Origin of the sequence: Rhizobium beringeri, assembly GCF_004306515.1 — a bacterium.
GTDB classification, from domain to species: domain Bacteria; phylum Pseudomonadota; class Alphaproteobacteria; order Rhizobiales; family Rhizobiaceae; genus Rhizobium; species Rhizobium beringeri.
Genome location: NZ_SILG01000001.1, coordinates 2,247,933 through 2,273,706 on the forward strand (window position 1 = coordinate 2,247,933; position 25,774 = coordinate 2,273,706).

Here is a 25,774-nt window from a genome sequence, read left to right on the forward strand (position 1 = left end):
ACATGAGAAGATTGCTACTGAGTTCAACGGCCGCGGTACTGCTGGCGGCGGCAGGCACGACATCCGCGCTCGCGTGCGAACCGGACTACACCGGTGTCACGCTCACGGCCACGACGCAGACGGGGCCTTACATCGCTTCTGCGCTGCAACTCGCGGCCAAGGGCTGGGAGGAAAAGACCTGCGGCAAGGTGAATGTGGTGGAATTTCCGTGGTCGGAACTCTACCCCAAGATCGTAACCTCGCTGACCTCGGGCGAAGACACGTTCGACGTGGTCGCCTTCGCACCAGCCTGGGCACCGGACTTCACCGATTTTCTCTCGGAGATGCCCAAGACGATGCAATCGGGTGCCGATTGGGACGACATCGCTCCGGTTTACCGCGAGCAACTGATGGTCTGGAACGGCAAAGTGCTGTCGCAGACCATGGACGGTGACGCGCATACCTATACCTACCGCATCGACCTTTTCGAGAACGCCGACAACCAGAAGGCCTTCAAGGCAAAGTATGGTCATGATCTCGCGCCGCCGAAGACCTGGAAGGAATATCTCGACATCGCCGAGTTCTTCCAGCAACCGGACAAGGGCCTCTGGGGCACGGCGGAAGCCTTTCGACGTGGTGGCCAGCAATTCTGGTTCCTGTTCAGTCACGTAGCGGGATACACCAGCCATCCCGACAATCCCGGCGGCATGTTCTTCGATCCTGACACGATGGATGCGCAGGTCAACAATCCGGGCTGGGTGCGCGGCCTGGAGGAATATATTCGCGCTTCGAAGCTGGCGCCGCCAAATGCGCTGAACTTCTCGTTCGGCGAAGTGAACGCGGCCTTTGCCGGTGGCCAGGTCGCCGAGTCGATCGGCTGGGGCGATACCGGCGTCATTGCCGCCGACCCGAAACAGTCGAAGGTTGCAGGTAGCGTGGGCTCGGCATCACTGCCGGGATCGGACGAAATCTGGAACTACAAGACCAAGAAGTGGGACAAGTTCGACAACGTCATCCAGACCTCTTTCATGGCCTTCGGCGGTTGGCAGGCAGCCGTACCGTCGTCTTCCAAGAACCAGGAGGCCGCCTGGAACTATATCCAATTCCTGACGAGCCCGGCAGTTTCTGGTCAGGCGGCGATCACCGGCGGCACAGGCGTCAATCCTTACCGTCTATCGCACACGACAAATACGGAGTTGTGGTCGAAGATATTCACCGAGCGTGAGGCAAAGGAATATCTTGGAAGCCAGAAGGACGCGGTGACCGCCAAGAACACGGCGCTCGACATGCGCCTGCCGGGCTATTTCTCCTATACGGAAATTCTTGAGATCGAGCTTTCCAAGGCATTGGCTGGAGAAGTGACGCCGCAGCAGGCGCTGGATACCGTGGCTGCCGGATGGAACAAGCTGACGGACGAGTTTGGCCGCGACAAGCAACTGGCAGCCTATCGTTCGTCGATGGGCCTGCCTGCGAAGTAAGCCCATTCTCCACAACCCATCCCGGCGGTGCCGGGATGGGATTAGACATCGTTTGAAGAAGAAAGAAACCATCGCCGCTTAGAGCGCCCTGCGTCCTTTCGGACGCACAAAGGACGCTCTAACTCTTTCAATCCTCGCATCGTGCTTTCCAAAAATCGATTCCGATTTTCGGAAAGAACGATGCGCTAGGCCAGGCGATGGAATTTTCATGAAAAGGTTACAGCATGTCCCAGGTGCGTTTGGATCAGGTCACCAAGTCGTTTGGTAGCGTTGAGGTCATCCCTCCGCTCGATTTGTCAATTGCCGACAAGGAATTCGTGGTTCTTGTCGGACCTTCCGGCTGCGGGAAGACAACCACCCTGCGGATGATCGCGGGGCTGGAACAGACGACATCAGGGGAAATCCGTATCGGCGAGCGGGACGTTACTGCGCTGCGCCCGGGTCTGCGCAATTGCTCGATGGTGTTTCAGAATTACGCGCTCTATCCGCATATGACAGTCGCCGAAAACATCGGCTACGGCATGAAGGTGCGCGGGACGCCGAAGCAGGACATCGATGCCGCCGTTGCAAATGCGGCGCGCATTCTCAATCTCGGTGCCTATTTGAAACGCAAGCCGAATGCGCTCTCAGGTGGCCAACGCCAACGCGTGGCGATTGGCCGGGCGATCGTTCGCCAGCCCGATGTGTTCCTGTTCGATGAACCGTTGTCCAACCTCGACGCTAAATTGCGCATTGAAATGCGAACAGAAATCAAGCTCTTACACCGCAGGCTCAAAACCACGATCGTGTACGTTACACACGATCAGGTAGAGGCGATGACGATGGCAGATCGGGTCGTGGTTATGAATCAAGGGCGGATCGAACAGGCCGCTGATCCGATCACCCTTTATGAATCCCCGAAGAACCTCTTTGTCGCTGCCTTCATCGGCTCGCCAAGCATGAACTTCATCGAGGGGCGACTTGTACAAAACTCCGGTGGAATTGCCTTCCAAGCCGAGGGTGGGGTCGATATTCCGGTTCCAACGCAAAGAACCGAGCGCCTTTCGGCGGCAGTGGGACAGTCAGTCGTTCTCGGTATCCGACCGGAACATACTATGGTTGGGGATCCCAACGTTTCAACTGTGAGCCTTCATGTCGCCGATATCGAGCCCCTGGGTCCATACACACTGGCGATCGGCAAGGTCGGGTCAGCGGCCTTTACTGCTCAAATCCACGCGTCATCGCGCGTTGGCCCGGATGACAGGATTAGCGTTCCAATTGATACCCAAAAAATGCACTTTTTCCTTAAAAGTACCGGAGACACGGTGGGCTAAGAAGAACCGTGAACTTATACGGCAATCCACCAAGAGGACGTTCGGACATCGCGGTCTGCGCCGTATGAATTCAAAGATACGTGGCGCCGCCGCATAGGCGCTAAAGGGCGTCGCAATGCCTCGATGATTGACGACAATCCGCTCTCCTGCCCGCTGGGGAGAGGAGCGAGCCGCACTTCTCAACCATCCTTCAAGCCACTAGGAAAGAAGAAGCAAGAACGGAATGCCCCTCCCCAAGGACGGAGAGGGGCATCCACATCATCACTTGTTGGCAGCGACCGGGCGGACCAGTGCCGTGACGCGGCGGATGGTGACGCGGCGGTTTTCCTGCTCAGGGGCCGACGTGTTGACCTTCAGGTATTGCTCACCATAACCCTGCGTCGCAAGGTTCTCCGGCGCGATGCCGTAGACGTCGGAGAGCACATTGGCGACTGATTCCGCCCGCTGGTCGGAGAGGAGGAGGTTGCTCTGGTCTGAGCCGACAGCATCCGTATGACCCTCGATCAGGAAGGTCTCGCTCGGATCCTTCTCGAGCACCTGACTGATCGCGTCGGCGACCTTGCGCAACGTGCGTGCCTGGGTCATCGGAATGTCGGCGCTGCCAGTCGCGAAGGTGATCGTGTCGAGGTCGATGCGGCGCACCTTGTCGCGGATGCGGGCCGAATACTTCACCTCATCCAGCGAATAGACGCGTTCCACCGGCTCGACAGGCGGCTCGCTCAGGAACTCGTAATAGTCCCGGTTCGGGTCGCTGCGGGTATCGATGATGTAGTCGCTGAGCGGCACACGCAGCCGCATCGGCGGCAGGTCGGCGCCCGGATCCTCGAAATAGTCGCGGTCCGGATCGTCATAGAGATCCTGCGAATAATAGAGCACGTCCTCGCGTCCGCGTGCGTCGACGCGCGACCGCTGGATGATGTCGCCGTAACGGTTGCGGATCGTCACGATGCGATAGCCTTCCGGCCGCGTAATCGTCTCACGGTAGCGGTCGCCGGAGAGCTCCTCGTAGCTCGGCCGTTCGCCGTCGCGCAGGAAACGTCTGTCGTCATCGCCGCGCACGATCGTCCTGTTGTCGTACTGGATGATCACACGGCTGTCGTCGCCGCGGTCGTCGAAACGCGCGCCGTCGGGACGGACGAATTGCGGCCGCTCGTCGAGCTTCCTGCCCTTCTCGCGGGTCACCGCCTCGAGTTTGACTGGCGCTGGCGCTTTGGCGCCGCTCAAAGCCTGTGCATCGGCATCCGAGGTCGGCACCTTCACCTCCTGGCTGTCGGCGCGCTGCCTGTCGCGGTCGCGGCGGCCTTCTCGGCCCTTGCTGCGGTCGGCATCCTTGTCGCTGTCGAGCACGGCCCCACCGTTCTCCACCGGCAGCACGACGGTCTCGCTGCTCTTGGCCGGATCTGCGGCGATCTTCTTGCGGCGCTCCAGCTCCTCGGGAGAAGCCTTTTCCGGCGCCGGGATGGCCTGCTCCACCTGCTGGCCGCCGCTGGCATCCGGCAGCGGCTGGGCAGTGTCAGTCGCGGGCGCGGCGGGCTGTTCGCCGGCAGGCTTTGCCGCCGTTCCATCCTTGGGCTTTTCAGCGGGCGCAGCTTCCGGGGCCGCCGCCTTGTCTTCAGTCGTCTTGTCTGTAGGTGCTTTGTCTGCGGGTGCTGCAGTCTCGCCCTTTGCCGGCTTTTTCTCGGCCGGCGCCTCGGCGGCGGGTTTTTCCTCCGGCTTGGCTTCGGGCTTGGCTGGTTCGGCGGTCGGCGTCACGGCCTCGGGAGCGGCAGGCTGGGCCTCTTTCTCGGCCTTGCCCTTGCCTTTATCCCGACCCTGGGCCTTGTCCTGCCCTTTATCGCGCTTGCCGCCTTCCGGCTTGGCTTCTGGCTGCGCCTGCTCCGTCTCCGGCTGAGCTTCCTTTGCCGCCGGCTGCTGTTCGGGCTCAGCCTGCTGCGTTTCCTGTTTCTTTGGCTTTTTCGGCTTGTCCTGGGTTACCGGCTGCTGCTGTTCCTGCTGCGGCTCGGCCTCCGGCTTTGCCTCGGGCTGGGCTTCCGATTTGGCTTTCCGCTCTGGCTTGCCTTCCGGCTGCGGAGCAGGCTCCTCTTTCGGCGCCGCTTCGGCCTTGGGCGGTTCCGGCTCTGCCTTGGGTTCGGGGGCTGGCGCTTCCTTGCGCTCAGCCTTCGGCTTTTCGGCGGGCGCTTCCTGCTGCGCCGGCTTCTCGGCGGCCGGCGCTTGTTCGGCCGGAGCTTCCTCCTTCTGCTTGCGCTTCTTCTTCAGCAGCTCCTCTTCGGAAGGCGCATCCTGCGCCACCTGGAAGCTGCCCTGCTCGGCCTGCCGCACGGGCGAAGCCTGCGTCGCGACGTCGCGCACGGCCGCCATCACCGCTGCCGGCTGTAGAGCCAGCGAAAGAGAAAGCAACGGAAAAGCCGCGCTCGCGAACAATCTTGATTTCATGCCCATCGGGTTTCCTCGATCCTGTTTGAGCTTCTTAAGGCCGCCAAGCCCTGGTTCCGCCCCTAGCTTCGCATTGAGGCGAAACGGCGGAATGGCAATTGCCGAGCCGCCGATTTGTTCCGGTTCTAGGAAGTTGGGGATTAACCTCGCGTGAATGTTGCAGTCTGCCGGCGTTCATCTCGCCTGCTATTTGCACCGCACAATTGCGATGGGATTTGTGTTGCAATTCCATCAAAAAAAGTCTGATTATCGCCGCAAGGCGGTCTCGGGACCGTTGAACTGCGGCCGTCAGCCCAAGAGAAAAAGGAGCGGCGGCTACCAACAGAGAGGATCCTCATGCTTAATCCTACCCGTATTTTCGCGGCAGCCTCGATCGCGGCGATGTCCCTTTTTGCCGGCTCGGCCATGGCCGACGGCGAGAAATATGTGATCGGCACCGATTCGACCTATCCGCCCTTCGAATTCGTTGATGCCAGTGGCACAATCCAGGGCTTCGACATCGACATCACCAAGGCGCTCTGCGCGGAGATGAAGGCCGAATGCTCCTTCGTCAGCACCGACTGGGACGGCATCATCCCGGCGCTCAACGCCAAGAAGTTCGACATGATCGTCTCCTCCATGTCGATCACGCCGGAGCGTCTGAAGCTCGTCGATTTCTCCAACAAGTACTACAACACCCCGCCGGCCATTGCCGTGCCGAAGGATTCGACGATATCAGACGTCGCCGGCCTCAAGGGCAAGGTGATCGGCGCGCAGACCTCCACGACGCACGCCAACTATGCCGAGAAGCATCTCGCTGACACTGAGCTGAAGCTCTATCCGACCGCTGACGAATACAAGCTCGACGTTGCCAGCGGCCGTGTCGACGCCGTCATCGATGACGTCGTCGTTCTTTCCGAATGGGTCAAGTCCGACGCCGGCGCCTGCTGCAAGATCCTGACGACCCTGCCGGTCGACAAGGAAATCAACGGCAACGGCGCAGGCATTGCCATCCGCCAGGGCGATCCGCTCAGGGAAAAGCTGAACACGGCGATCGCTGCGATCCGCGCCAGCGGTGAGTACAAGAAGATCCAGGACAAGTACTTCGACTTCGACGTTTACGGCGAATAAGAAAATCGTTATCTGGCCGATGAACCTAATGGCGGGAGGCTTGCTCTTCCGCCATTTTTGTTTGACAAAGATTGCAAGATCAAAACGGCAAAAGCCGTGAGGGGAATTCTCGCATGGGCGGATTATTTTCCGCGCTGGGCTCCTTCTGGAGCTGGATTGTGCACATTTTCGATCCGCTGTGCGGACCCGTTGGCATCTTCACTTGGTTGGGGCAGTCGACGATCCTTGCCTGTGGCGATACCGGCTGGGGCGACGAGATCGCACTTGGCCTGCAGGTCACCGTTTCGGTGGCGATCGTCACCCTGCCGATCGGGCTCGCCATCGGCTTCCTGGTGGCGCTCGGCCAGCAGTCGGAGGAAAAGCCGCTGCGGCTTGCGGCCGGGATCTACACGACGATCTTTCGGGGCCTGCCGGAGCTTTTGACGCTCTTCATCATCTACTACGGCATGCAGATGCTGATCCAGTCTCTGCTGACCTTCGTCGGTTATGACGGGCCACCGGTCGAGATCAACGCCTTCTTCGCCGGCGTCATCGCGCTTTCTGTTGTCTTCTCCGCCTATTGTTCGGAAGTGCTTCTCTCGGCCTTCCGCGCCATTCCCAAGGGGCAATATGAGGCAGGCGACGCGCTTGGGTTGCATAGTGGCCACACACTGCGCCTGATCATCCTGCCGCAGCTCGTGCGCATCGCGCTGCCGGGCCTGACGAATCTCTGGATGGTGCTGCTGAAGGACACCTCCTACGTCTCGATCATCAGCCTTGCCGATATCCTGCGCCAGACGAGCGTCGCCGTGCGGGTGACCAAGGAGCCCTTCTTTTTCTATGGTCTGGCCTGCTGTCTCTATCTGGTGCTCGCCATCCTCTCCTCCTTTCTGCTCGTCTATGTCGAGCGTTGGGCCAAGCGTTCGGAGATCCGTCGATGAGCTACGCCGAATCGCTGATCCCGCCGCAGCCAGCACCCCGCGAGGTGATGAAGCCGATGACGCCGGCGCGTATCGCCGGCTATATTCTCGTGGCCATCTGGGCTGTGCTCGCAGCACTTCTCGTCATTTCCGTCATCAATGGCTGGGATCCGGAAAAATTCATTCGCTACGGGCCGCGTTACCTCCATGGTCTCGGGATAACGCTGAGCCTCGTTTTCATTTCCGTCATCTGCGGCGCCATCCTGTCGCTGCCACTTGCCGTGGCGCGCATGTCAAAGAGCCGTGTGCTGAATGCGCTGGCCTACGGCTACATCTATTTCTTCCGCGGCACACCGCTGCTTGCCCAGCTGTTCTTGGTCTATTACGGCCTCGGCATATTCCGGCCGCAGCTTGAGGCCGTCGGTATATGGTGGTTCTTCCGCGATGCCTGGTATTGCGGCCTTTTTGCCATGACCATCAATACCGCGGCCTACCAGGCGGAAATCCTGCGCGGCGCCATCGAAAGCGTGCCGCATGGCCAGCGAGAGGCGGCGAATGCGCTGGGTATCCACACGTTCATCGCCTTCCGTAAGATCATCCTGCCGCAGGCTCTCATCGTCGCACTTCGCCCTTACGGCAACGAGATCATCCTGCTGATCAAGGGCTCAGCGGTCGTCGCCATCATCACCGTGCTCGACCTGATGGGCGAAACCCGTTACGCCTTCTCCCGCACTTTCGACTACCAGACCTATCTCTGGGCAGCGATCTTCTATCTCACCATCGTCGAAGCCTTACGTCATCTCTGGGCCTGGATCGAGCGCCGCCTGACCCGGCATCTCAAGCGCTGATGCATGACGCCCAAAAGTGTGTCGCGGTTTTGGGATAACGGCATGCATTAAACAAAAGCCGGACTTGGCAGCACTCTCCGAGTGATGCTGCCAAACCGTTGAAATTAAAAATAAATTGCCCTTTTATCGAGTATCTGTAAAGCTTCCGTTAACCACTCGCATGTTTCCATATCATGCAGCGCTAATAAGCGCGCGAGTGGGAACAAGAAGAAGCGGAATACGATGCACAAGGACATGGAAAAACAATTACAGGGTTATGGTCTGACGACCGCCCAGATCCTTTACCACCTGCCGGACCACCCGGTGATCCTGCAAACCTACGTCTGGCAGGATTACGACCTCGCCCCCGATTTTCCCGAAATGCGCGGTTTCCTGAAATTCTGGGAAGAGAAGCTCGACGGGCCACTGCACTCGGTGCGCTACATCCACCGCAAGCTGATCTCGGCAACCGAGTGGCGGGCACTGAAGGGCGAGTTCATCCTGCACTGATCGGCTCTGGAGTGTGGTGCCGAATAGGGCGAATGGTTCAGGCCGTATCATGCTCCACTGCATAATTCCTTAAATCGGAATCGATTTAAGGATAAAATTATGCAGCAACTCAAAGTGCTACAGCGTCCTTTGCGCGTCTCAAAAGACGCGCGGCGCTGTAGGCCGCCTCAGACATGCGCCTCGCCATGGCGGAATTCGCCTTCGTCACGATCCGGGCGAAGCGCGAAACCGAGCATACCGAGATAGAAGGCGATGACGATTGCGATGACCGCAAGGCCGGGAACCGGCCCGAGCACAGCATTGTCGATGACATAGGCCCATGACTGCGCCTGTAGCGCCGGCATGCCTTCCGTCTGCAATTTCGGCGTCGAGATCTTCAGGCACCAGGCAAGGAGCAGGATGAAATACATCCAGCCGTAATTACGCTTGAGACGGCGGTGCATCGCCTCTTGATAGCTGAGCAGGAAGCGCGGCTTGCGCAGGCTGCTGGCAACCACCACAGCCCATTCGCCGCCAGCTCCAGCCTCGGGCGCCAGAATCTCAGCAAAGTAGCAGCGCTCAAGCTGGCGAATGCGCGCGCGGTAGATATCGAAGAAGCGGTAACGCCGCGCTTCGATCATCAGAAGCAGCGTCACCAGCATCATCCCGAACAGCAGCACTCCGTGATGCGAGGTCGGCGTCGACAGCGACACCGAAAGGAGTGCTGCGACCACGGTGATCGCCCAGTTGGACGTCCGGTCGATGCGGTCGCGCCAACTCGTCATCCGCCCGAGTTCACCACGGTAATAATGGCAGAGCGCATTGGTGACCTCGATTGGTGTCCTAGGCAGCAACAATGGCCGCGCGCCCTCTCCTTCCCTTGCCGATAACGTCCTGTCTTCCTCCATTTTCATGGCTCGTTCCTCCCTTCGTCTTCTTTTCGGTCATTCTGCGCCCGCAAGCGCACCATTGCAAAACATCCAAAGCCGCCTTAGACGCATGCCTGAAACAAAAGGACGATGGACTGCGATGGCAAAGAAGATCGACGAAGAAGCCCTTGGCGAGGCCTATAACCGCGCGCTGGCGCTGGAAAAGGCCGGCGATGTCGACGCGGCAGTTGCAGCCTATCAGGAAGTCCTGGCAATCGATCCCGACGATCACGGCGGCGCGGCCGTGCGCATCGCCGCGATGGGCCGCGGCGAAACGCCGGTCAAGGCGCCCGACGCCTATGTCGAGACCTTGTTCGACCAGCATGCCGAGGTTTTCGAGGACGTGCTCGTCGAGCAGCTCGGCTATCACGTTCCGATGCTGGTGCGCCAGCGCCTGCAGGCGCTGAAGCTCGGACCGTTCAAGCGGCTGCTCGATCTCGGCTGCGGCACGGGCCTCACCGGCGGCGCGCTACGCGACCTCTGCGCCGATATGACCGGCATCGACATATCGGAGAAGATGGTCGAGATCGCCCATGAGAAGGATCTCTACGAGACGCTCTTCGTCGCCGAGGTCGAGGATTTCCTCGACGACAATGACGAGGAAGCCTTCGATATCATCGCCGCCACCGACGTGCTGCCGTATCTCGGCGCGCTCGAACCGCTTTTCTTCGGCGCCGCCGAGAACCTGACGCCGAGCGGCTTGTTCATCTTCTCCTCGGAAACCCTGCCCGAGGAAATACTCGCCGGCCGCGCCTATATGGTCGGCCCGCACCAGCGCTTCGCCCATGCCGACGCCTATGTGAGAGAACGCCTGACGGCCACCGGTTTCGAACTCGTCGAGATATCGGATATCAACGTGCGCATGGAAGATGGCCAGCCGACACCAGGCCATCTGGTGATCGCCAGATATATCGGCTAAAGCCACTTCACCTGATATATCGCCTGACGGAATAGTTTCTCGGTTGGCGAAGTATCTGTTGCGTGATGCGTCATGACCTGATAGTTAGTCGATCGGTAAAGTTTACCGCAACGATAGGAAAGGTCGCCGCATGTCGCTCGTGCTCTATGGACATCCGCTCGCCTCCTTCTGCCACAAAGTGCTGATCGCGCTTTATGAAAACGGCACCCCTTTCGAAAATCGCATCGTCGATCTTTCCGACGAAAGCTCGCGCGCCGATCTCTTCGGCTTCTGGCCGATCGGTAAGATGCCGCTGCTGCGGGACGAGGCACGCGACAGCACCATTCCCGAGACATCGATCATCATCGAATATCTCGAGCAATATTATCCCGGCTCCGTTCGCCTGCTGCCGCTGGAGATCGACAGGGCGCTGCAGGTCCGCCTTTGGGATCGCTTCTTCGATCACTATGTCCAGGCGCCGATGCAGACGCTGGTCAGCAATCACCGGCGTCCTGAGGGCACGGCGGACGAAATCGAGGTGACGGCCGCCAAGGCGACGCTTGCCACCGCCTATGCGATGATCGAAAAGCAGCTCGCCGACAAACCCTGGATATCCGGTGACGGCTTCACCATGGCCGATTGCGCCGCAGCCCCCGCACTCTTCTATGCCGAGACGCTGATCCCCTTCACTCCGGAGCAGCCGAACCTTCGCGCCTATTACGATCGGCTGCTGGGGCGCCCTTCCTTTGCAAGGGCGCTGGAAGAGGCCCGCCCCTACTTCAAGTTCTATCCCTACAAAGAGAGGCTGCCCGCCCGCTTCCGGGATGCGGCGGGATGATCGAAAGCCAAGCGGATCTCGACCGCATGTTCCATGCGCTTTCCGATCGCAGCCGCCGCGGCATGATCGATCGCCTCGGCCGCGGCCCGGCCTCCGTCACCGAACTGGCCGCGCCGCTTGCGGTTGCCCTGCCGACGGTGATGAAACACCTGCAGGTGCTGGAGGAGAGCGGCCTCGTGCTCTCGGAAAAATCCGGCCGAGTGCGAACCTACCGCCTGCGGCAGGATGCGCTTGCCGCACTCGAGCGCTGGATAGAACAGCGAAAGATCCGCTGGACGACCACCTTCGACAGGCTGGATCAATTTCTCGCCAATGAAACGGAGAGCCTTCCCGAATGACGACACGATCCGCCGAACACGCCACTCTCGTCATCGAGCGTCACCTGAAGGCGCCAGTCGCCCGCGTCTTCCGCGCCTGGTCGGCGCCGGAGGCCAAACGCCAATGGTTCGCCTGCCACGGTGAGTGGGTGCCGCTGGACTACGGGCTCGATTTCCGCCCCGGCGGCGCGGAAAGGAACTACGTCGCCGATACCGACGGCCTTCTGCACGCCTATGATGCCCATTACATCGACATCGTTCTCAATACCCGCATCATCTATGCCTATGAGATGAAGCTCGGCGAAACCCGCATCTCCGCCTCGCTCACAACCGTCGCCTTCGAAGCCGAAGCCGGCGGCACCAAAATGGTCTTCACCGAACAGGTGGTATTCCTCGACGGCTACGCCGACAACGGCGCCCGCCTCCAGGGCACCGAAATCGGCCTCGACAATCTGCAACTGTTTCTCGAGCCCGAGGAAAGCCCGATCCACTGACACATCTCAAGTCGATCGCAATCCGGCGACAGGATGGGAGGAGAGCATTCGCAACTACACCTTCGATGGCATGTCGGGCACCGACAAGTGCGACGCCAGTCGCTAAGGCGTATGTGAATCCATTTTTTTGACCAATGTCTTGAGTGACGATTTCAAGGCGTCACCATTGGCATTGCCGATAAAGCACCTTCCGGGTGTCTCGCGTGCCCGCTGAAAATCTGCTTCAGCCCGCTTGTCATCTCCTAATGCCTGGAGCGCCTGACCTCGCGGAGCGTAAAACTCGCTGCACTCCTTCGCGTCCAGCGCCTGATCATATTCGAGGATCGCATTGCGATAATCCTCTCTGTTGATGAACCAGTTGCCAAGAAGAAAATGGCTGTGTGCGATCAGCCGATTACGGGTGAAACTGTAGATGCCGTGTTGGGGGACAATGAACCGAAGAATCTCTACGATGGCATCCGGCTCGGCCTCGGTGAACCGATCCAATTCATCGTCAATCGCATCGAACCGGTCGTCCAGTTGGGTGAGTGGTAAGTCGGGACCGGATAGCCTTCCGGTTGCAGAGGCATTACGATAGCACGCAGGCTCCGCAAGCGCGAGCCGCCCCAACGTCTGCCAAAGATCGGCACTCGACGAAATGCCGGCATCGGGCGAATTCGCCAAGGACCGCGCGATTACTTCACGCATATGTGAGCGATCCGTTTCGCTACTCGAATCAAGACACGTGCGGGCAACGTCGAAATAACTCGAGCGCGCCAATGCTGCATTCAGACGAGGCAGTGCCGGCGCTTCGTTCGCAGAGCGATCGCCATGCTCCCTGAAGTAACGTACAACGCCAGTTTCATCGCTGTTGTCCTCGTTAACGGATGCGAGGGGCGGACTCTGATCCGCAACAGCGACTGGCCGCAGCGGCCCGGCCTCGTAAAGCCTATCGGCGGGAACCGTTAGTAGCCAGTGAAACTGACCGACGAGCTGAACATCGCTGTCGACAAAATTGCCAATTGCGTTCGCCAGGAATTTGCCGATCAACAGCCAGCGCATCTCCTCCGGAAAGGCATCCAGATTCGGACCATTAGTGCGCGGCGGCATGGCGGCCCAGACTGCTGCAATGGCTTGCGGGCCTTTCGCAAGATTGAGCGTTAGCTTCCAGGCCGCAAGCGATCGCTCGATCTGCATGCGCCCTTCCGGCGTTGCCGAACGGTATGCATCGGCAAGGACACGCAATTTACGTTCGCGTTCCGCAGCAGGGGTCACGATAGCAGGACCTATCAGTACCCGGTCCGAGCCAGATATCCAGCTCTGGCTAAGCAATCGATCCTCGCGGCTGTGCAGCTCGGCCAGCCATCCGCGGTTTCCGAGATTGCGCACCAGGAGGTCGGCTCCCTTGCCGCGTTCGCTGAAATTCGCCTGCTCAGACGAAATTACGAAATCGATCAGATCGAAAAGCTGGCCGTCAGGCAGCCGGTCGTCGCTTGCGACTGCAACGAAGGCCGAGACGACGATCTCCGAAACGACAGTTTCAACCGGCCGATCCATGTCGTCCTTCAGCTGCCAAAAAGTCGAGATCATGATCGGCACCGAAACAAGCACAGCCAAGGACAGAAAGACCTCGCCCATATATATGAGCCGCTCATATTCCCGCCATTTATTGCGCAACGTATCCGGCCTGGGTTTCCTCGACCAGAGTCCAAGACGGTCAGCATACATCACCCGCTGCAACGCGGCGCCGACCGCCAGCCGGTTAAGAAACACCGCCATGACTATGCGCGCGCCCAGCAAAACAGGAATGCCCGTCAAGGCAATGAGCTGCGCGGTATCGTTGTTCAACGAGAAACCGCCCATCGCAATCACGGCCAGGAGCGCGAGAAAAAGTCCACCCTGCCAGATCAACCCGGCAGACACCGACCGTGTCCCCGGTAAGATCAAGGTTTTCAGGTCAAAGCGAAATGGCCAACGACCGCGATCGATTGCCTCCTTGTGGAATTTGACCAACTCGGCCGTTTCCAACGCAAAAAGTCGATCCTCATCCGGGAAGACCGGCAGGCCGGTACGTCCGTCGGTATAGGCCGTCCGCCCGGCCGCTCGCCGTTGCAGAACGTTACGTGCCGATTGCGCATGCGCCAGCCACGAGAAGTAAATCATGGCGGCCTCCTGGCCGCAAAAATGTATGAGGTCGGCCGGTCGCTCGGCAAACCGGCATTGCTGCTCAATCGTTTCGACGAGAGCGGAAACGCCGCGCCCTTCCGCGAACTCTCTGGTGGTTTCGAGCCCCTGGAGGCCGATGGGGGGAAGAATCGATGGAAACCGACGGCCAACTGCTTCCAGAAATTGCTCGTGACGCTGCAGGTTCATGCCCGCAGCGAGATTAAACAGCTCAATCCACGGCTGCGCCTCATAGACCGCAGGGTCCGTCCCCCAGGGACGCCCTTTCTCCCGTGCCACGATTTCGTTCAGGCGCTCGAACGCCAGTCTGTCGCTCCCGTCATCAATTGCCTCGAATTCGGCCGGAAATTCCGCCGGCTTTGCAATCGATGATTCCAATCGTGGCGTTATTTCGCCAGTCATGTCAGCCTTCGGCTGCTCGCAGCTGCCGGTATTATCTCGCGCCGTCGACTCGTTAACGTCGACATCCCACCCCACGCCATCGCGGCCGTCGATGGCCGCCGTCAACAGTTCAGCCGGTTGCGTGTTCGCCCAATTCAACGCGGCATCGCGCGCGCCAACCAGCCGCTGGAATCCCTCCGGATCCTCGTCGGGCCGAAAATCGCGGAGTCGCCGGGCATAAGCACGCCGAATATCGTTTTCTTCCTGCGTCGGTGCGATTTGCAGGAGCGTCCAGTAAGTTTCAACCATGGATTAAAGAATTCTGCGTTCGAACTGGTTCAATGTTTCGGCAAATGCACGGCGCAAGCCGTCGAGATCGTGGTTTGCCTGATCGTGCAGCGCGGTCTCGAATTGCAGGAGAAGCTGCGCAACGTGCTCCCGTGCTGGCCCCAACGATTCAACGTACAGTCTTTCAGCCCGTGCGATCAGCGAGCGGTTTTCCTGCTGATCGCGTGGCGCCAGCTTGATGGATGCCAGCGCCGCGAAGCTCTTGTCGAGCTCCTGGTCGCTGAGATTAGACTGGTTGCGGAAGACCTTTCGTTCGACATGCCCCGTTGAGATCACCTTTACTTCGACTTCCAGGGCGCCGTTTATGTCATAGGTGAATCGCACAGCCACAGATTCCCTGCCAGCAGGCCCCGGCGGGACCGATACACTAACGGCCCCGATCCGCACGTTCTGCGATGGGCGCATGTGCTCCCCCTGCAGCACCTCGATATTGACGTACGTCTGCATGTTCGACGCCGTCCAATAGGTATTTTCCCGGCTGATCGGGACCACGGCATTGCGCTCGATGATCGGGGACAGGATGACGCCATCAGGTGCCCTAGGATCGAGGACGGAGGTCCCAAGGGTAAAAGGACATACATCCGTCATGATGACTTCATCGAGAGCGCCGCGACGATGCTTGAGACCGGACTGCACCGCCGCACCGATCGCGATGGCATGGTCGGGCCGCGCATGTACCAGCGGAAAGCGGCCGAACAGCCTGGTGACGAGATTGCGCACGAGGGGCATCCTGGTCGCACCGCCGACGAGAACGATCTGATCTATCTTGGCAATGTCGACACGTGCATCGCGAACCGCGCTTTCGATCGGCATGCGCATTCGTCTGAGGAGCGGCGCTGCCGCTTCCTCGAATGTGGTCCGGCGCACCTCTCCAGTGCATTTCGTCTTGCCGAGCGTTAAATCATAACCTGCCTCCGCCCTATCGGTCAGAGCGAATTTGAGCGCTTCCGCCTCGCGCAACAGCCGCGCCCGGTCAGCAGGCTCAAGCTTGGCTTCGTCCAACTCATGTCGTTTGACCAAGAGCTCGACGATCACATCGCGAAAATCATTGCCTCCGAGCAGAGAATCACCAGCCGAAGCCCGGATTTCCATCACGTTCTCGTATTTGTGCAGTAGCGACACGTCGAATGTTCCGCCCCCGAGGTCAAGGATCAGAAAACATCCGTCTCCCACCGCCTCCAGGCCATGCGCCAGCGCCGCGGCAGTGGGCTCATTGATCAACCGCTCGACCCTCAGTCCGGCCAGTCGGGCTGCGTCGAGCGTCGCCTTGCGCTGAGGGTCATTGAAGTAGGCAGGAACCGAAATGACGGCTTCGACGATCTCTTCGCCCAGGCCGGCTTCGACATCATCCTTAAGCGACTTCAGCACCAGCGCCGACAGTTCCTCGGCGCGCCAGGTTTTGCCGGCCAGTTGCACGGTGTTGGCGCTTCCCATCCAGCGCTTGAAGGAAGCGACGGAGCGCTGCGGATGTGTGATCAATCGATCGGCAGCCGCCCGCCCGACCAGCAGCACGCTGTCGTCGGCAATGCTGACCGCCGATGGCGTTAGGGTTTCACCAAGCGCGTTGGCGATGAGTTCTGCACCATTTTCCGACCAGACGGCCACCAACGAATTGGACGTGCCAAGATCAATACCGATAATTGCCATTAAAACCTCGGATGCGAATTAAACAGGTGTGGCGTCTGCGCCGCTGCAATTGTGGTCACTTCTTCGCAGCCAGCGTCATCGTGTCCCGATGGCGGCCATCGTTGCACAAATCCGGATATGTATGAGAGCTGGCACAGGAGGCATTCTGACTATGAGACGATGTTATTTATGCATCTCATAGTTGATCAAAATTGAAGCATGTTTCAGAAAGTCGATAAAACTCTATCGATATAGGCGATGATCCTCAGCACCTGGCGGAGCAAGCCAACTTAGAGAGCTGCAAGGTATGTCGAGGCATGCGCGCAGCAAGGACGCGCGCCGACATCCGCAGCTCGACGACGCGCAGACGGCGACATGGTCAAGCAAGTCGCCACATTGTCCGGTTAGGTCCCGATTTCGCGGCTAGCGCCTCAAGCGCTGCCTGTTTTCTTCCGTGAGCCGGCAGTCCGCGCTGAAGTATTGAGGGCGGCGGCGGCGCGAACGAGCGTCTTCAACGCCTGCTCGTCAATCTCATCACCTTCGTGGAAATCGATGGCGCGCCTGGTATTGCCGTCAAGGCTGGAGTTGAAAAGGCCTGAAGGGTCCTCCAGCGAGGCGCCTTTGGCGAAGGTCAGCTTCACGACGCTTTTGTAGGTCTCGCCGGTGCAGATGATGCCGGCGCGCTCCCACACCGGAACCCCTCTCCACTTCCATTCCTCGACCACATCGGGCTCAGCCTGCCTGATGAGAGTTCGGACCCGAGCGAGCGTCTCGCCTCGCCAATCGCTCAACTCCTTAATTCTCGCATCGATCAAACGAGAAGGAGAGTCTCCGTCCTTCTCTTCGCTGGAGCCGCTCTTCTTCATGGTTGCCGTGGCTTTCTTCATCGATATTGCTCCTCCATCCCTTAAGTGCTGATGACCTGGCATCCGCTCACATTCGTTCACCGGGCAATTGGCTGGCTTGCTCCACCCAGGCGGCGAGCTGGGCCTCGTCGAGTTGGTCTTCCTCATGAATATGGAAGTAACGCACTTCCTTTTGTTTGGACTCGCCGGCCGGGATGGGACTGAGCGACGTGCCGCGGAAAAAAGCGAGTTTGATGTACTTCGCGAAGCAATGGACACCGAGGAACCAGCCCTGCCCTTCGATGCCATAGAGGGGCGAGTTCCATTTGACTGCCTTATGCACATCAGGAACGGTACTGGTGACGAGCGCGTCGAGACGGCGCCCGACATCGCTTTTCCACCCCGGCATGGCGGCGATATAGGCCTGCACGGGAGCATCTCCGTAACCCTTGGCGATCTGCGGATTGCCGCCCGAGAGAAGAACTGGATTTGCGATGGCTGCCTCGGCGGCAGTCTTTTTTGTGACTTTCGCAGAGGTCCTCGACGTCCTGCCAGCCATTCTGTTCACTCCTATCCGCTGCTGCGACCCGCGCTGCGCCATCTGGCGGCATAAGGCAGGACGAACAAGTACAGACCGGTGAGCAGGAGTAAGGCGAGCGGAAGAAGCGCCAACAGCCCTACCCAGACCGACGATTTCTCCTGCACCATCGCGATGATATTAATTATGACGGCCAGCGTAAAGGCAATGGACAGCCAACGGTGGATCTGCCGAAACCAGTTATTCCAATTCAAGGGAACCTCCTGCGAAAACGAGCCGAAGCGGATGGCGTGATCCGTTGGCAACTGTCTCATTCGATCCGTGCCAGCACCTGCTCCAGCTTTGCGAAGAATTGTTGCCAGCCGCTCCTGGCGCCCCCGTAAGCCTGCCGCTGATCCGGCCGGAAGCCTGACTGCTCCATACGCAGGTGCGTGCCCGCGCTGGTGGGCGTGAGAGTCCAGGTGACGACGCTTGCGAGATCATAGGCAGCCCAGGTGTAAGACAGGGTTTTGTTCGGTTCGACTTCCAGGACCTGGCAATCGACCGATCCCCAATCCGCGCTGAGCTTAAAACGGTGATCCACGACCGGCACGAAGTCGTTCTTCATCAGCCAATCCGCAATCAGATGCGGCTGGGTGAGCGCGCGCCAGATCTTTTCCGGCGGAAAAGGGATCTCTCGTTCGACGACGACGGAACGGGTTTCAGTCGATGTTTCGGTCATTGGTCCATCCTTTTCAGTAGATCTTCCAGCTGGTCGAACCGATTCTGCCAAAAGCCAGCCATCTCACTTGTCCAATCGACCAGCGGCGCCAGCGCACCGAGCTGGGCGCTATAGTGCGTCTGGCGACCTTCGTGACGGTCACGCACCAATCCGGCCTGCTTCAGGATTCCGAGATGTTTCGAGACGACCGGTTGCGAGACCCCGGCGCGTGCCGTCAAAGCCCCGACCGTCTTCTCTCCTTCGCGGCACAGCCGTTCGAAAAGAGCCCTCCGTGTCGGATCGGCGAGCGTTCTGAAGAGCACGTCTTGAGCGTTCGACATCCACAATCCATACCCCATTGGCTATGGATAAACGTATAGCCATAGAGGTATGGGTGAGTCAAGCTGGACGTGAGACAACGCGATTTGCTGATTTTTGGTGCGCGCAATAGCGCGCCTCGGCAGAGACAAATTGAACGTCTCATACCCTGGCGCCTATACATTTTCACTATGGTCATGCATGCTCGCTCGGACACGCCTCGCCTATGCCGAGGTCATGCAGCTTCGCGAACAGGGCTGGGATCAATGACCGCCGTCGGTGCCGAGGATCGCGGCAAGCAGCCGGCCTTCGAGCTCGGCGAGGCCGGGATGGCCATGCCGGCGCGGATGTGGATAAGGAATGGGAAGATCGAGTGCGATCCGCCCCTCATCGAGCACGATGACCCGGTCGGCGAGATGCACCGCTTCACTGACATCATGGGTGACGAGCACGGCAGTGAAACCGAGTTCACGCCAGACACGGTTGACGAGTTCCTGCATGCTGATCCGCGTCAGCGCATCGAGCGCGCCAAGTGGTTCGTCGAGCGCCAGCACGCCCGGCCGGCTCACCAGCGCCCGCGCCAGTGCCACGCGCTGCCGCTGACCGCCGGAAAGGCGCGCCGGCCATTCTCCGGCCTTCTCGCCAAGCTGGACTTCGGCAAGCACGGCGTCGGCCGCCTTCAGCGCCGCCCGGCTGTCGATGCCGTCGCCGAGCCCGACGACGACATTGTCGGCGACACTGAGCCAGGGCAGCAGCCGTGGCTCCTGAAAGACGATGCGCGCGTTCGGGCTCGCCTGCGCGCCGTCAGCATCCTCGAAATGCAGCTCGCCGGCACTCGGCGCGTCGAGACCCATCAGGATGCGCAGCAGCGTGCTCTTGCCGCAGGCGCTCTTGCCGATAACGGCAACGAACTGGCCGGCTGGAATATGCAGATTGATGCCGCGCAGTACGCGGTTGGCCCCAAAGCTCTTTTCAAGCCCCGTCAGGCTGATCGCCGCGGGCGCACTGCGGCCCACCGCGGGCGCGTTTTCACGCGCATAAGCTGGCTCTTCGGCGACGGCGTGAAAACGCTCATGTGCGATCGAAGTCATGGCGTCTCTCCTATTTCTGATAGACCGGGTTCCAGGCGAGCAGCCGCCTCTCCAGAACCCGGGCGATGGCATCGGCAAGCTTGCCGAGCACGGCATAGATGACGAGGGCGAGCACGACGACGTCAGTCATCATGAATTCGCGGGCATTGTTGGCCATGTGGCCGATGCCTGAGGATGCGGCGATCGATTCCGATACGATCAGCGTCAGCCACATGATGCCGAGCGCATATCTGAGGCCAACGAAGATCGACGGCAGCGCGCCTGGAAAGATCACCTTGCGAAACAGCGTCCAGTTGCCCATGCCATAGACCTTGCCCATCTCGATCAGATCGCGATCGACATTGCGCACGCCGTGATAGGTGTTGAGATAGACGGGGAAGAGCACGCCGAGCGACGTGAGGAACAGCTTCGATTCCTCGCCGATTCCGAACCACAGGATGACAAGCGGGATCATCGCCAGATGCGGAATGGTGCGCAGCATCTGCAGTGTCGTGTCGGTCAGCTGCTCGGAAATGCGCGACACCCCGTTGGCGATACCGAGCAGGAAGCCGATCGAACCGCCGACGAGAAGGCCGGCAAAGGCGCGGCCGGCGCTCACCAGCACGTCGTTCGGCAACTGGCCGGAAACCGTCGTTGACCAGAAGGCGAGGCCGACATCGGCCGGCGACGGCATGATGCGCGATGAGATCCAGCCGGCCGAGGAGGCAAGCTGCCACAACGCCACGATCGCCACCGGCACCAGATAAGGGGTCAGCTTGTCCAAGCCAGGCAGCGGCAGGCGCAAACCCGCCTTCCCGGCCTTTTCGGAAGCGACCGACCGTACGAACGGAGTATCGAAAGTCGACATGCATTGTCCTCGCGCTTATCGGGAGCAGGATGCCGCAAGCCCTAAGCGGCTTGCGGCGGTGTCACGCTCTGCGTCTTCGTTCGAGATCAGGAACCGGAGACGACTTTCAGATTGCCGCCATGGCTGCCGCCTGCGAAGACCTGCTTACGGCCGAACTCGTTGTTGAAGCCCAGGCGCTGCTGCTCGCGGGTGATGCCGAGTTCAGGGAAAAGTAGCTCGGCGACGCGATAGGCCTCTTCGAGATGCGGATAGCCGGAGCCGATCACCGTATCGATGCCAATCTCCTGATATTCGCGAAGGCGTGCAGCCACCGTCTTCGGCGAGCCGACCAGCGCCGTGCCCGCACCGGCGCGCACCAGGCCGACGCCGGCCCAGAGGTTCGGCGAGACTTCGAGCTTGTCGCGGCGCCCGCCATGAAGGGCGGCCATGCGCTTCTGGCCGACCGAGTCGGACTCCTGGACAAAGCGCTCCTGCGCCTCGCGGATCGTATCGTCGTCGAGATGGCGGATCAGCCGCTCGGCTGCCTCCCATGCCTCATCATCGGTTTCGCGCACGATGAAGTGCAGACGAATGCCGAAGCTCACCTCGCGGCCGCGTTCGCCGGCGGCTTTGCGCACCTTGGTGATCTTCTCGGCAACCTGTGCCGGCGGCTCGCCCCAGGTCAGGTACTTGTCGACGCGGCCGACGGAAAAATCGATACCCGCATCCGACGAGCCGCCGAAATAGAGCGGCGGGCGCGGGTTCTGCACCGAGGGGAAGCCGAGGCGCGCATTGGTCGCCTTGATGTATTTGCCGTCGAAGCTTGCCGTTCCCTTTTCCAGCAATTCCTCAAAGACGGTGAAGAACTCCTCCGCATGGGCGTAGCGTTCGTCATGCTCGAGATGGATGCCATCGCCGGCAAGCTCCGCCGGGCTGCCGCCGACCACGATGTTGAGCAGCAGCCGGCCGTTGGAGATGCGGTCGAGCGTCGTCGCAAGACGCGCGTAATAGGCAGGCGATGCCGTTCCCGGGCGGATCGCCACCAGGAACTGCAGCTTCTCGGTCTTGGCGGCAAGGGCTGCGGCGGTCACGAAGGATTCCTCGCAGGCAACCCCGGTCGGCAGCAGCACGCCGGAATAGCCGAGCCGATCGACGGCCTGGGCGATCTGCGTGAGATAACCGATCTCTGGCGCACGGTTGAGCTCGGAGGAGCCGAGATAGGTGCCGTCGCCCGATGTCGGGATGAACCAGAGGAAATTGATAGGCTCGGATGTGCCTGTATGGGAGGTGGTGGTCATGGAAGACGGTCCTTTAGCTGCGAAATTCGAAAATCAACTCGCGCGGTCGAGATGGCCCCTGGCAAGCGGCGACACACAGACTGCCCACTCGGCGCCGCCGCCGCGCGAAAGCTTGGGAGGATCGCGGTGGCGGCGGAGGCTGTTGTAAGGCCGGCTGTCCATCTATGCGCGAGCATCTGAAATATCCCTGTCGATCGGATGGCGGCTGGCCGACGCCTTTCGGTGTCCGCGTCGATCGTCAGGATACTGACATAGACTACTAATTAGATCGACAATATCAATTTGCTATTATAATCCGTTTTGGAGAATATTTTTCCGGTTCGGCGGCATGAAGACCCTCTCCATACCGCCTCGCGGAAATCTTAGTCCTGGCCGGAAAATCAGCTCGCCTTGGGACGCCAGACGATATCGCCGGTCACGAGCTTCTTCGGCAGGATGCCGAGCCCGTAGAACTCGTCTGCGAGTGCCTGCTGATAGGCGGCGGCGGCATCGGTGATGGTCGACACGCTGCCGAGATTGGCGCCCTTGCGCGTCAATGTCATGCGCGTCACGTCAGCCGGCACGCCGGTGATTTCGGAAAGCTCCTTCACCGTTTCGTCGAGATTGCTCTGTGCCGACTTACCGACCTCGGCAAGCTCATCGATCACGTCGACGACCACTTGCCCGTTGGCGTCGGTGAAATCACGGTTGGCGAGGAAGAAACTGTAGGAGTCGACGATGCCTTCAGCGGTCGTCAGGATACCTGTCTCCGGATCAGCTTCGGCAATCGCCAGATAAGGATCCCAGATCGACCAGGCGTCGATGCTGCCATTCTTGAAAGCTGCGGCGGCATCTGGCGGCGAAAGATCGAGCTGCTCGACATCTTCGGGCTTCAGGCCTGCCTTGCGCAGAACCTTGACGGTTACATTATGCGCGCTGGAGCCGCGCTTGAAAGCGACCTTCTTACCCTTGAGGTCTTCAAGCGTCTTGATCGACGAATCCTTGCGCACGAGGATGGCCGAGGCTGCCGGGCTGCCCTTGTAGAGACCGACATAATAGAGCTGCCCGCCGGCAGCCTGGGCAAAGAGCGGCGGCACATCGCCAGTCGCGCCGAAATCGAGAGCGCCGGCGCCCAGCGCTTCGAGAAGCGGCGGGCCGGAGGTGAATTCCGACCAGCTGACGGTAATGCCGTGATCGGCAAGCCGCTTTTCAAGTGCGCTGCGACGCTTGGCGAGCGCCAGCACGCCATTTTTCTGCCAGCCGATACGGAATTCGCTGGCGGCAGCGCGTGCCGGCCTGACAGCCGGCAGGATTGCCGTGGCCGCGGCTGCTGCGAAAAGCCCGAGCGTTTGTCGACGTGAAATCATGACTTTCCCCTTTTGATGGTGCCGGGCCTGTTTTCGGCTGGTCGACCCTGTCAGTGATGAATGCCATGATGATGAAATCTATAATTTATATCGACAATTTTATTTGCGAGATTCCGCCTTTGCTGAAATTTTGCGGCCCGAAAATCGCCCTCAAACGAAATTTTTTCGCGCGCGGCTTATGCTTCCCCAACCCGGTTCACTCCCGACCTTCGGCGGCCAGCCGCTCCCGGATGAAGGTGGGGCCGCCGGCAAGACGCTTCGCAAGCAGGCTTGCGGGATCGACCATGCGCCAATAGGGCGTGACCGTCGAAACCGGCTCACCCTTTTCCAGCGCGCCGTAGGACAGCTCAGCGATCGCACGCAAATGCCGCTGCACAGTCACCGGGCAACAGGCGTCCGCCCCGTATTGCGCGGCGAGATAGCGACGGAGAACACCGACGTCTGTGAGGATACCTTCCGGTGCCGATCGTATCTGCTCTGCGACCATCTCTTGCGATGGAATGAGCATCGCCTGCATTCCGTTGCGGCCTTTGCGCCGCGGCTTGATCGTCGGAATTTCGCTCATGTCACCCCCGGAACATAATGCCTTCCCTCCAATCTAGGGCTCGTCCGAAGGGCCGCCAGCCTCATATGCGTCAATCGGAAGGAAGTCCGCCTTCACGGGCTTTTCTGCTCCCGCCGTTTCGGTTAATCCTCGAACCTGCACTTGAGGAAAAGGATAGGACATATGGCTAAAGTCGCGTTCATCGGTCTCGGCGTCATGGGTTTCCCCATGGCGGGCCATCTGAAGACGAAGGGCGGCCACGATGTTACCGTCTACAACCGTACCGCCGAAAAAGCCGCCGGCTGGGCCGAGAAATTCTCCGGCAAATCCGCCTCCACCCCGGCCGAGGCCGCGGTCGGTGCCGATTTCGTCTTCGTTTGCGTCGGCAATGACGAAGATCTCCGATCGGTGACATTGGGCGAGAACGGCGCCCTGCACGGCATGAATCGCGGTTCAGTGCTGATCGACAACACCACCGCCAGCGCTGAAGTCGCCCGCGAACTTTATGCCGCGGCAAAGGAAAAAGGTGTCGATTTCATCGACGCTCCCGTCTCCGGCGGCCAGGCCGGCGCTGAGAACGGCGTCCTGACCGTCATGTGCGGCGGCGACGAGGCCGTCTTCGAACGCGCCAGACCTGTCATCGACGCCTATGCCCGCATGGTTGGTTTGATGGGACCGGCAGGCTCGGGCCAGTTGACCAAAATGGTCAATCAGATCTGCATCGCCGGCCTTGTCCAGGGACTTGCTGAGGCGCTGCATTTCGGCAAGCGCGCCGGCCTCGATATCGAAAAGGTGGTCGAGGTGATTTCCAAGGGTGCCGCCGGCTCCTGGCAGATGGAAAACCGCCACAAGACCATGAACGCAGGAAAGTATGATTTCGGCTTCGCGGTCGACTGGATGCGCAAGGATCTCGGCATCGTGCTCACCGAAGCCCGCCGCAACGGCGCCAAGCTGCCGGTCACCGCCGTCGTCGACCAGTTCTACGGCGACGTGCAGGCGATGGGCGGCAATCGCTGGGACACATCCTCGCTGCTCGCCCGCCTCGAAAAATGATCGACCCCTCCTCCGATGCGGCCGAATTGATCGCGCATCTCGAAACGCTGCGCTCGGGGGAGAATGTTGCTGGCATGGCGCGCTTCGGCATCGTCACCGATCGCGCCATCGGTATCTCCAATCCCGACATCAGGGCGGTCGCCAGGCTGGCGAAGAAAGATCACGTCAGGGCAATGCAGCTCTGGCGAAGCCATATCCGCGAAGCCCGCCTGCTTGCGCTCTACACAGCCGAGCCGAAGCGGTTGACGACGGAAGAAGCCCGAAATTGGGCCGATGATTTCAATTCCTGGGAGATCGTCGATTGCGCCGCCGATCTCTTCGTTGAAGCCCGGCTGGATGAACTCATCTCAGACTTCGCCGCCGACGAGCGTGAATTTATCAGGCGCACCGCCTTCGCCATGATTGTCGGTGCCGCGGTTCACTTGAAGAAGGAACCTGATGCGACCATCCTCGCCTGGTTGCCGCTGATCGAGGCCCATGCCGGCGACCCGCGAAACTTCGTGCGCAAGGCGGTCAACTGGGCGCTGCGCAGCATCGGCAAGCGCAATCTCGCCTGCCATGCGCCGGCACTGGCGCTCGCAAGGGCCCTGGCGGAAAGGCCTGACAAAACCGCCCGCTGGATCGGCAAGGATGCCGTCAGGGAGCTGGCCGGCGAAAAGCTATTGGCACGGCTGGGATAAGGAGAATGTCGGC

26 protein-coding genes are annotated in these 25,774 nt (G+C 60.1%); 12 read left to right on the plus strand and 14 right to left on the minus strand.

From position 1 onward, the window contains the following. Positions 1 to 2: 2 nt before the first annotated feature. Both ELH03_RS11335 and ELH03_RS11340 read left to right on the plus strand, forming a co-directional pair. Positions 3 to 1,457 carry an ABC transporter substrate-binding protein gene (locus tag ELH03_RS11335; RefSeq protein WP_128403547.1) on the plus strand — a complete coding sequence of 485 codons (1,455 nt, stop codon included), beginning with the start codon at positions 3 to 5 and terminating at the stop codon, positions 1,455 to 1,457. 224 nt (positions 1,458 to 1,681) lie between these two features. Further along, on the plus strand, positions 1,682 to 2,770 hold the full coding sequence (locus tag ELH03_RS11340) for an ABC transporter ATP-binding protein (protein WP_130658951.1): 1,089 nt from the start codon (positions 1,682 to 1,684) through the stop codon (positions 2,768 to 2,770). A gap of 261 nt (positions 2,771 to 3,031) precedes the next feature. Here the strand turns inward: ELH03_RS11340 and ELH03_RS11345 are convergent, their stop codons facing one another. Beyond that, a complete protein-coding gene (locus ELH03_RS11345) occupies positions 3,032 to 5,209 on the minus strand; it encodes an OmpA family protein (protein WP_130766312.1) in 2,178 nt (725 codons plus the stop codon). Between the two features lie 330 nt (positions 5,210 to 5,539). Here ELH03_RS11345 and ELH03_RS11350 point away from each other — a divergent pair, with 330 nt between their 5' ends. The 4 genes from ELH03_RS11350 (at position 5,540) to ELH03_RS11365 (ending at position 8,549) form a co-directional block, all read left to right on the plus strand. After that, entirely contained in the window at positions 5,540 to 6,313 is a 774-nt protein-coding gene (locus ELH03_RS11350) for a transporter substrate-binding domain-containing protein (RefSeq protein WP_128403550.1), read from the plus strand. Positions 6,314 to 6,426: 113 nt separating this feature from the next. Then, positions 6,427 to 7,233, plus strand: coding sequence for an ABC transporter permease (locus ELH03_RS11355; protein ID WP_128403551.1), 807 nt, complete (start codon positions 6,427 to 6,429; stop codon positions 7,231 to 7,233). Next, a complete protein-coding gene (locus ELH03_RS11360; RefSeq protein ID WP_128403552.1) occupies positions 7,230 to 8,060 on the plus strand; it encodes an ABC transporter permease in 831 nt (276 codons plus the stop codon). The genes ELH03_RS11355 and ELH03_RS11360 overlap by 4 nt, the downstream gene beginning before the upstream one ends. A gap of 222 nt (positions 8,061 to 8,282) precedes the next feature. Next, positions 8,283 to 8,549, plus strand: a complete 267-nt coding sequence (locus ELH03_RS11365; protein WP_027684414.1) for an usg protein — start codon at positions 8,283 to 8,285, stop codon at positions 8,547 to 8,549. A gap of 167 nt (positions 8,550 to 8,716) precedes the next feature. Here the strand turns inward: ELH03_RS11365 and ELH03_RS11370 are convergent, their stop codons facing one another. Beyond that, positions 8,717 to 9,442, minus strand: coding sequence for a DUF2270 domain-containing protein (locus tag ELH03_RS11370; protein ID WP_128403553.1), 726 nt, complete (start codon positions 9,440 to 9,442; stop codon positions 8,717 to 8,719). A gap of 115 nt (positions 9,443 to 9,557) precedes the next feature. Between ELH03_RS11370 and ELH03_RS11375 the strand changes: the two genes are divergently transcribed. From ELH03_RS11375 to ELH03_RS11390, 4 genes are all read left to right on the plus strand, one after another. After that, entirely contained in the window at positions 9,558 to 10,376 is an 819-nt protein-coding gene (locus tag ELH03_RS11375) for a class I SAM-dependent DNA methyltransferase (RefSeq protein ID WP_128410717.1), read from the plus strand. Between the two features lie 130 nt (positions 10,377 to 10,506). After that, positions 10,507 to 11,193 (plus strand): glutathione S-transferase family protein, encoded by a 687-nt coding sequence (locus ELH03_RS11380; protein WP_128410716.1) that lies wholly within the window; start codon positions 10,507 to 10,509, stop codon positions 11,191 to 11,193. After that, entirely contained in the window at positions 11,190 to 11,531 is a 342-nt protein-coding gene (locus tag ELH03_RS11385) for an ArsR/SmtB family transcription factor (protein ID WP_128403556.1), read from the plus strand. The genes ELH03_RS11380 and ELH03_RS11385 overlap by 4 nt, the downstream gene beginning before the upstream one ends. Further along, positions 11,528 to 12,004 carry an SRPBCC family protein gene (locus tag ELH03_RS11390; RefSeq protein WP_128410715.1) on the plus strand — a complete coding sequence of 159 codons (477 nt, stop codon included), beginning with the start codon at positions 11,528 to 11,530 and terminating at the stop codon, positions 12,002 to 12,004. Before ELH03_RS11385 ends, ELH03_RS11390 begins: the two co-directional genes overlap by 4 nt. 102 nt (positions 12,005 to 12,106) lie before the next feature. Here the strand turns inward: ELH03_RS11390 and ELH03_RS11395 are convergent, their stop codons facing one another. The 12 genes from ELH03_RS11395 to ELH03_RS11455 form a co-directional block, all read right to left on the minus strand. Then, positions 12,107 to 14,857 carry a hypothetical protein gene (locus ELH03_RS11395; protein ID WP_130766313.1) on the minus strand — a complete coding sequence of 917 codons (2,751 nt, stop codon included), beginning with the start codon at positions 14,855 to 14,857 and terminating at the stop codon, positions 12,107 to 12,109. Positions 14,858 to 14,860: 3 nt separating this feature from the next. Then, the gene (locus tag ELH03_RS11400) at positions 14,861 to 16,543 is read right to left on the minus strand and encodes a molecular chaperone HscC (RefSeq protein ID WP_130766314.1); all 1,683 of its coding nucleotides are present in this window, start codon (positions 16,541 to 16,543) and stop codon (positions 14,861 to 14,863) included. A gap of 410 nt (positions 16,544 to 16,953) precedes the next feature. Then, on the minus strand, positions 16,954 to 17,409 hold the full coding sequence (locus tag ELH03_RS11405) for a DUF1801 domain-containing protein (RefSeq protein WP_128410712.1): 456 nt from the start codon (positions 17,407 to 17,409) through the stop codon (positions 16,954 to 16,956). A gap of 46 nt (positions 17,410 to 17,455) precedes the next feature. After that, positions 17,456 to 17,926: a DUF1801 domain-containing protein gene (locus ELH03_RS11410; protein ID WP_130766315.1), complete on the minus strand. Its 471-nt coding sequence runs from the start codon at positions 17,924 to 17,926 to the stop codon at positions 17,456 to 17,458. 11 nt (positions 17,927 to 17,937) lie between these two features. Then, the gene (locus ELH03_RS11415; RefSeq protein WP_128403560.1) at positions 17,938 to 18,159 is read right to left on the minus strand and encodes a hypothetical protein; all 222 of its coding nucleotides are present in this window, start codon (positions 18,157 to 18,159) and stop codon (positions 17,938 to 17,940) included. Positions 18,160 to 18,215: 56 nt separating this feature from the next. Further along, on the minus strand, positions 18,216 to 18,626 hold the full coding sequence (locus ELH03_RS11420) for an SRPBCC family protein (RefSeq protein ID WP_128410710.1): 411 nt from the start codon (positions 18,624 to 18,626) through the stop codon (positions 18,216 to 18,218). Next, positions 18,623 to 18,946 carry an ArsR/SmtB family transcription factor gene (locus ELH03_RS11425; RefSeq protein ID WP_128403562.1) on the minus strand — a complete coding sequence of 108 codons (324 nt, stop codon included), beginning with the start codon at positions 18,944 to 18,946 and terminating at the stop codon, positions 18,623 to 18,625. Before ELH03_RS11425 ends, ELH03_RS11420 begins: the two co-directional genes overlap by 4 nt. A gap of 240 nt (positions 18,947 to 19,186) precedes the next feature. Beyond that, a complete protein-coding gene (locus tag ELH03_RS11430; protein WP_130806679.1) occupies positions 19,187 to 20,014 on the minus strand; it encodes an ABC transporter ATP-binding protein in 828 nt (275 codons plus the stop codon). Between the two features lie 10 nt (positions 20,015 to 20,024). After that, positions 20,025 to 20,861, minus strand: coding sequence for an ABC transporter permease subunit (locus ELH03_RS11435; RefSeq protein ID WP_128403564.1), 837 nt, complete (start codon positions 20,859 to 20,861; stop codon positions 20,025 to 20,027). An 86-nt stretch (positions 20,862 to 20,947) separates the two neighbouring features. Further along, positions 20,948 to 22,138 carry an FMNH2-dependent alkanesulfonate monooxygenase gene (ssuD, locus tag ELH03_RS11440; protein ID WP_027684401.1) on the minus strand — a complete coding sequence of 397 codons (1,191 nt, stop codon included), beginning with the start codon at positions 22,136 to 22,138 and terminating at the stop codon, positions 20,948 to 20,950. Between the two features lie 380 nt (positions 22,139 to 22,518). Continuing rightward, positions 22,519 to 23,484 carry an aliphatic sulfonate ABC transporter substrate-binding protein gene (locus tag ELH03_RS11450; protein ID WP_128403566.1) on the minus strand — a complete coding sequence of 322 codons (966 nt, stop codon included), beginning with the start codon at positions 23,482 to 23,484 and terminating at the stop codon, positions 22,519 to 22,521. A gap of 196 nt (positions 23,485 to 23,680) precedes the next feature. Beyond that, positions 23,681 to 24,049 (minus strand): hypothetical protein, encoded by a 369-nt coding sequence (locus ELH03_RS11455; protein WP_128403567.1) that lies wholly within the window; start codon positions 24,047 to 24,049, stop codon positions 23,681 to 23,683. A gap of 162 nt (positions 24,050 to 24,211) precedes the next feature. Here ELH03_RS11455 and ELH03_RS11460 point away from each other — a divergent pair, with 162 nt between their 5' ends. Together ELH03_RS11460 and ELH03_RS11465 are read left to right on the plus strand one after the other, a co-directional pair. Further along, positions 24,212 to 25,081, plus strand: a complete 870-nt coding sequence (locus tag ELH03_RS11460) for an NAD(P)-dependent oxidoreductase (RefSeq protein ID WP_128403568.1) — start codon at positions 24,212 to 24,214, stop codon at positions 25,079 to 25,081. After that, positions 25,078 to 25,761, plus strand: a complete 684-nt coding sequence (locus ELH03_RS11465) for a DNA alkylation repair protein (RefSeq protein WP_130766317.1) — start codon at positions 25,078 to 25,080, stop codon at positions 25,759 to 25,761. The genes ELH03_RS11460 and ELH03_RS11465 overlap by 4 nt, the downstream gene beginning before the upstream one ends. Positions 25,762 to 25,774: the final 13 nt, after the last annotated feature.

Bases quoted from the DNA above. Each gene is read 5' to 3' on its own strand.
- ELH03_RS11335 (WP_128403547.1), top strand. From the start codon at position 3: ATGAGAAGATTGCTACTGAGTTCAACGGCCGCGGTACTGCTGGCGGCG.
- ELH03_RS11340 (WP_130658951.1), top strand. From the start codon at position 1,682: ATGTCCCAGGTGCGTTTGGATCAGGTCACCAAGTCGTTTGGTAGCGTT.
- ELH03_RS11345 (WP_130766312.1), bottom strand. From the start codon at position 5,209: ATGGGCATGAAATCAAGATTGTTCGCGAGCGCGGCTTTTCCGTTGCTT.
- ELH03_RS11350 (WP_128403550.1), top strand. From the start codon at position 5,540: ATGCTTAATCCTACCCGTATTTTCGCGGCAGCCTCGATCGCGGCGATG.
- ELH03_RS11355 (WP_128403551.1), top strand. From the start codon at position 6,427: ATGGGCGGATTATTTTCCGCGCTGGGCTCCTTCTGGAGCTGGATTGTG.
- ELH03_RS11360 (WP_128403552.1), top strand. From the start codon at position 7,230: ATGAGCTACGCCGAATCGCTGATCCCGCCGCAGCCAGCACCCCGCGAG.
- ELH03_RS11365 (WP_027684414.1), top strand. From the start codon at position 8,283: ATGCACAAGGACATGGAAAAACAATTACAGGGTTATGGTCTGACGACC.
- ELH03_RS11370 (WP_128403553.1), bottom strand. From the start codon at position 9,442: ATGAAAATGGAGGAAGACAGGACGTTATCGGCAAGGGAAGGAGAGGGC.
- ELH03_RS11375 (WP_128410717.1), top strand. From the start codon at position 9,558: ATGGCAAAGAAGATCGACGAAGAAGCCCTTGGCGAGGCCTATAACCGC.
- ELH03_RS11380 (WP_128410716.1), top strand. From the start codon at position 10,507: ATGTCGCTCGTGCTCTATGGACATCCGCTCGCCTCCTTCTGCCACAAA.
- ELH03_RS11385 (WP_128403556.1), top strand. From the start codon at position 11,190: ATGATCGAAAGCCAAGCGGATCTCGACCGCATGTTCCATGCGCTTTCC.
- ELH03_RS11390 (WP_128410715.1), top strand. From the start codon at position 11,528: ATGACGACACGATCCGCCGAACACGCCACTCTCGTCATCGAGCGTCAC.
- ELH03_RS11395 (WP_130766313.1), bottom strand. From the start codon at position 14,857: ATGGTTGAAACTTACTGGACGCTCCTGCAAATCGCACCGACGCAGGAA.
- ELH03_RS11400 (WP_130766314.1), bottom strand. From the start codon at position 16,543: ATGGCAATTATCGGTATTGATCTTGGCACGTCCAATTCGTTGGTGGCC.
- ELH03_RS11405 (WP_128410712.1), bottom strand. From the start codon at position 17,409: ATGAAGAAAGCCACGGCAACCATGAAGAAGAGCGGCTCCAGCGAAGAG.
- ELH03_RS11410 (WP_130766315.1), bottom strand. From the start codon at position 17,926: ATGGCTGGCAGGACGTCGAGGACCTCTGCGAAAGTCACAAAAAAGACT.
- ELH03_RS11420 (WP_128410710.1), bottom strand. From the start codon at position 18,626: ATGACCGAAACATCGACTGAAACCCGTTCCGTCGTCGTCGAACGAGAG.
- ELH03_RS11425 (WP_128403562.1), bottom strand. From the start codon at position 18,946: ATGTCGAACGCTCAAGACGTGCTCTTCAGAACGCTCGCCGATCCGACA.
- ELH03_RS11430 (WP_130806679.1), bottom strand. From the start codon at position 20,014: ATGACTTCGATCGCACATGAGCGTTTTCACGCCGTCGCCGAAGAGCCA.
- ELH03_RS11435 (WP_128403564.1), bottom strand. From the start codon at position 20,861: ATGTCGACTTTCGATACTCCGTTCGTACGGTCGGTCGCTTCCGAAAAG.
- ssuD (WP_027684401.1), bottom strand. From the start codon at position 22,138: ATGACCACCACCTCCCATACAGGCACATCCGAGCCTATCAATTTCCTC.
- ELH03_RS11450 (WP_128403566.1), bottom strand. From the start codon at position 23,484: ATGATTTCACGTCGACAAACGCTCGGGCTTTTCGCAGCAGCCGCGGCC.
- ELH03_RS11455 (WP_128403567.1), bottom strand. From the start codon at position 24,049: ATGAGCGAAATTCCGACGATCAAGCCGCGGCGCAAAGGCCGCAACGGA.
- ELH03_RS11460 (WP_128403568.1), top strand. From the start codon at position 24,212: ATGGCTAAAGTCGCGTTCATCGGTCTCGGCGTCATGGGTTTCCCCATG.
- ELH03_RS11465 (WP_130766317.1), top strand. From the start codon at position 25,078: ATGATCGACCCCTCCTCCGATGCGGCCGAATTGATCGCGCATCTCGAA.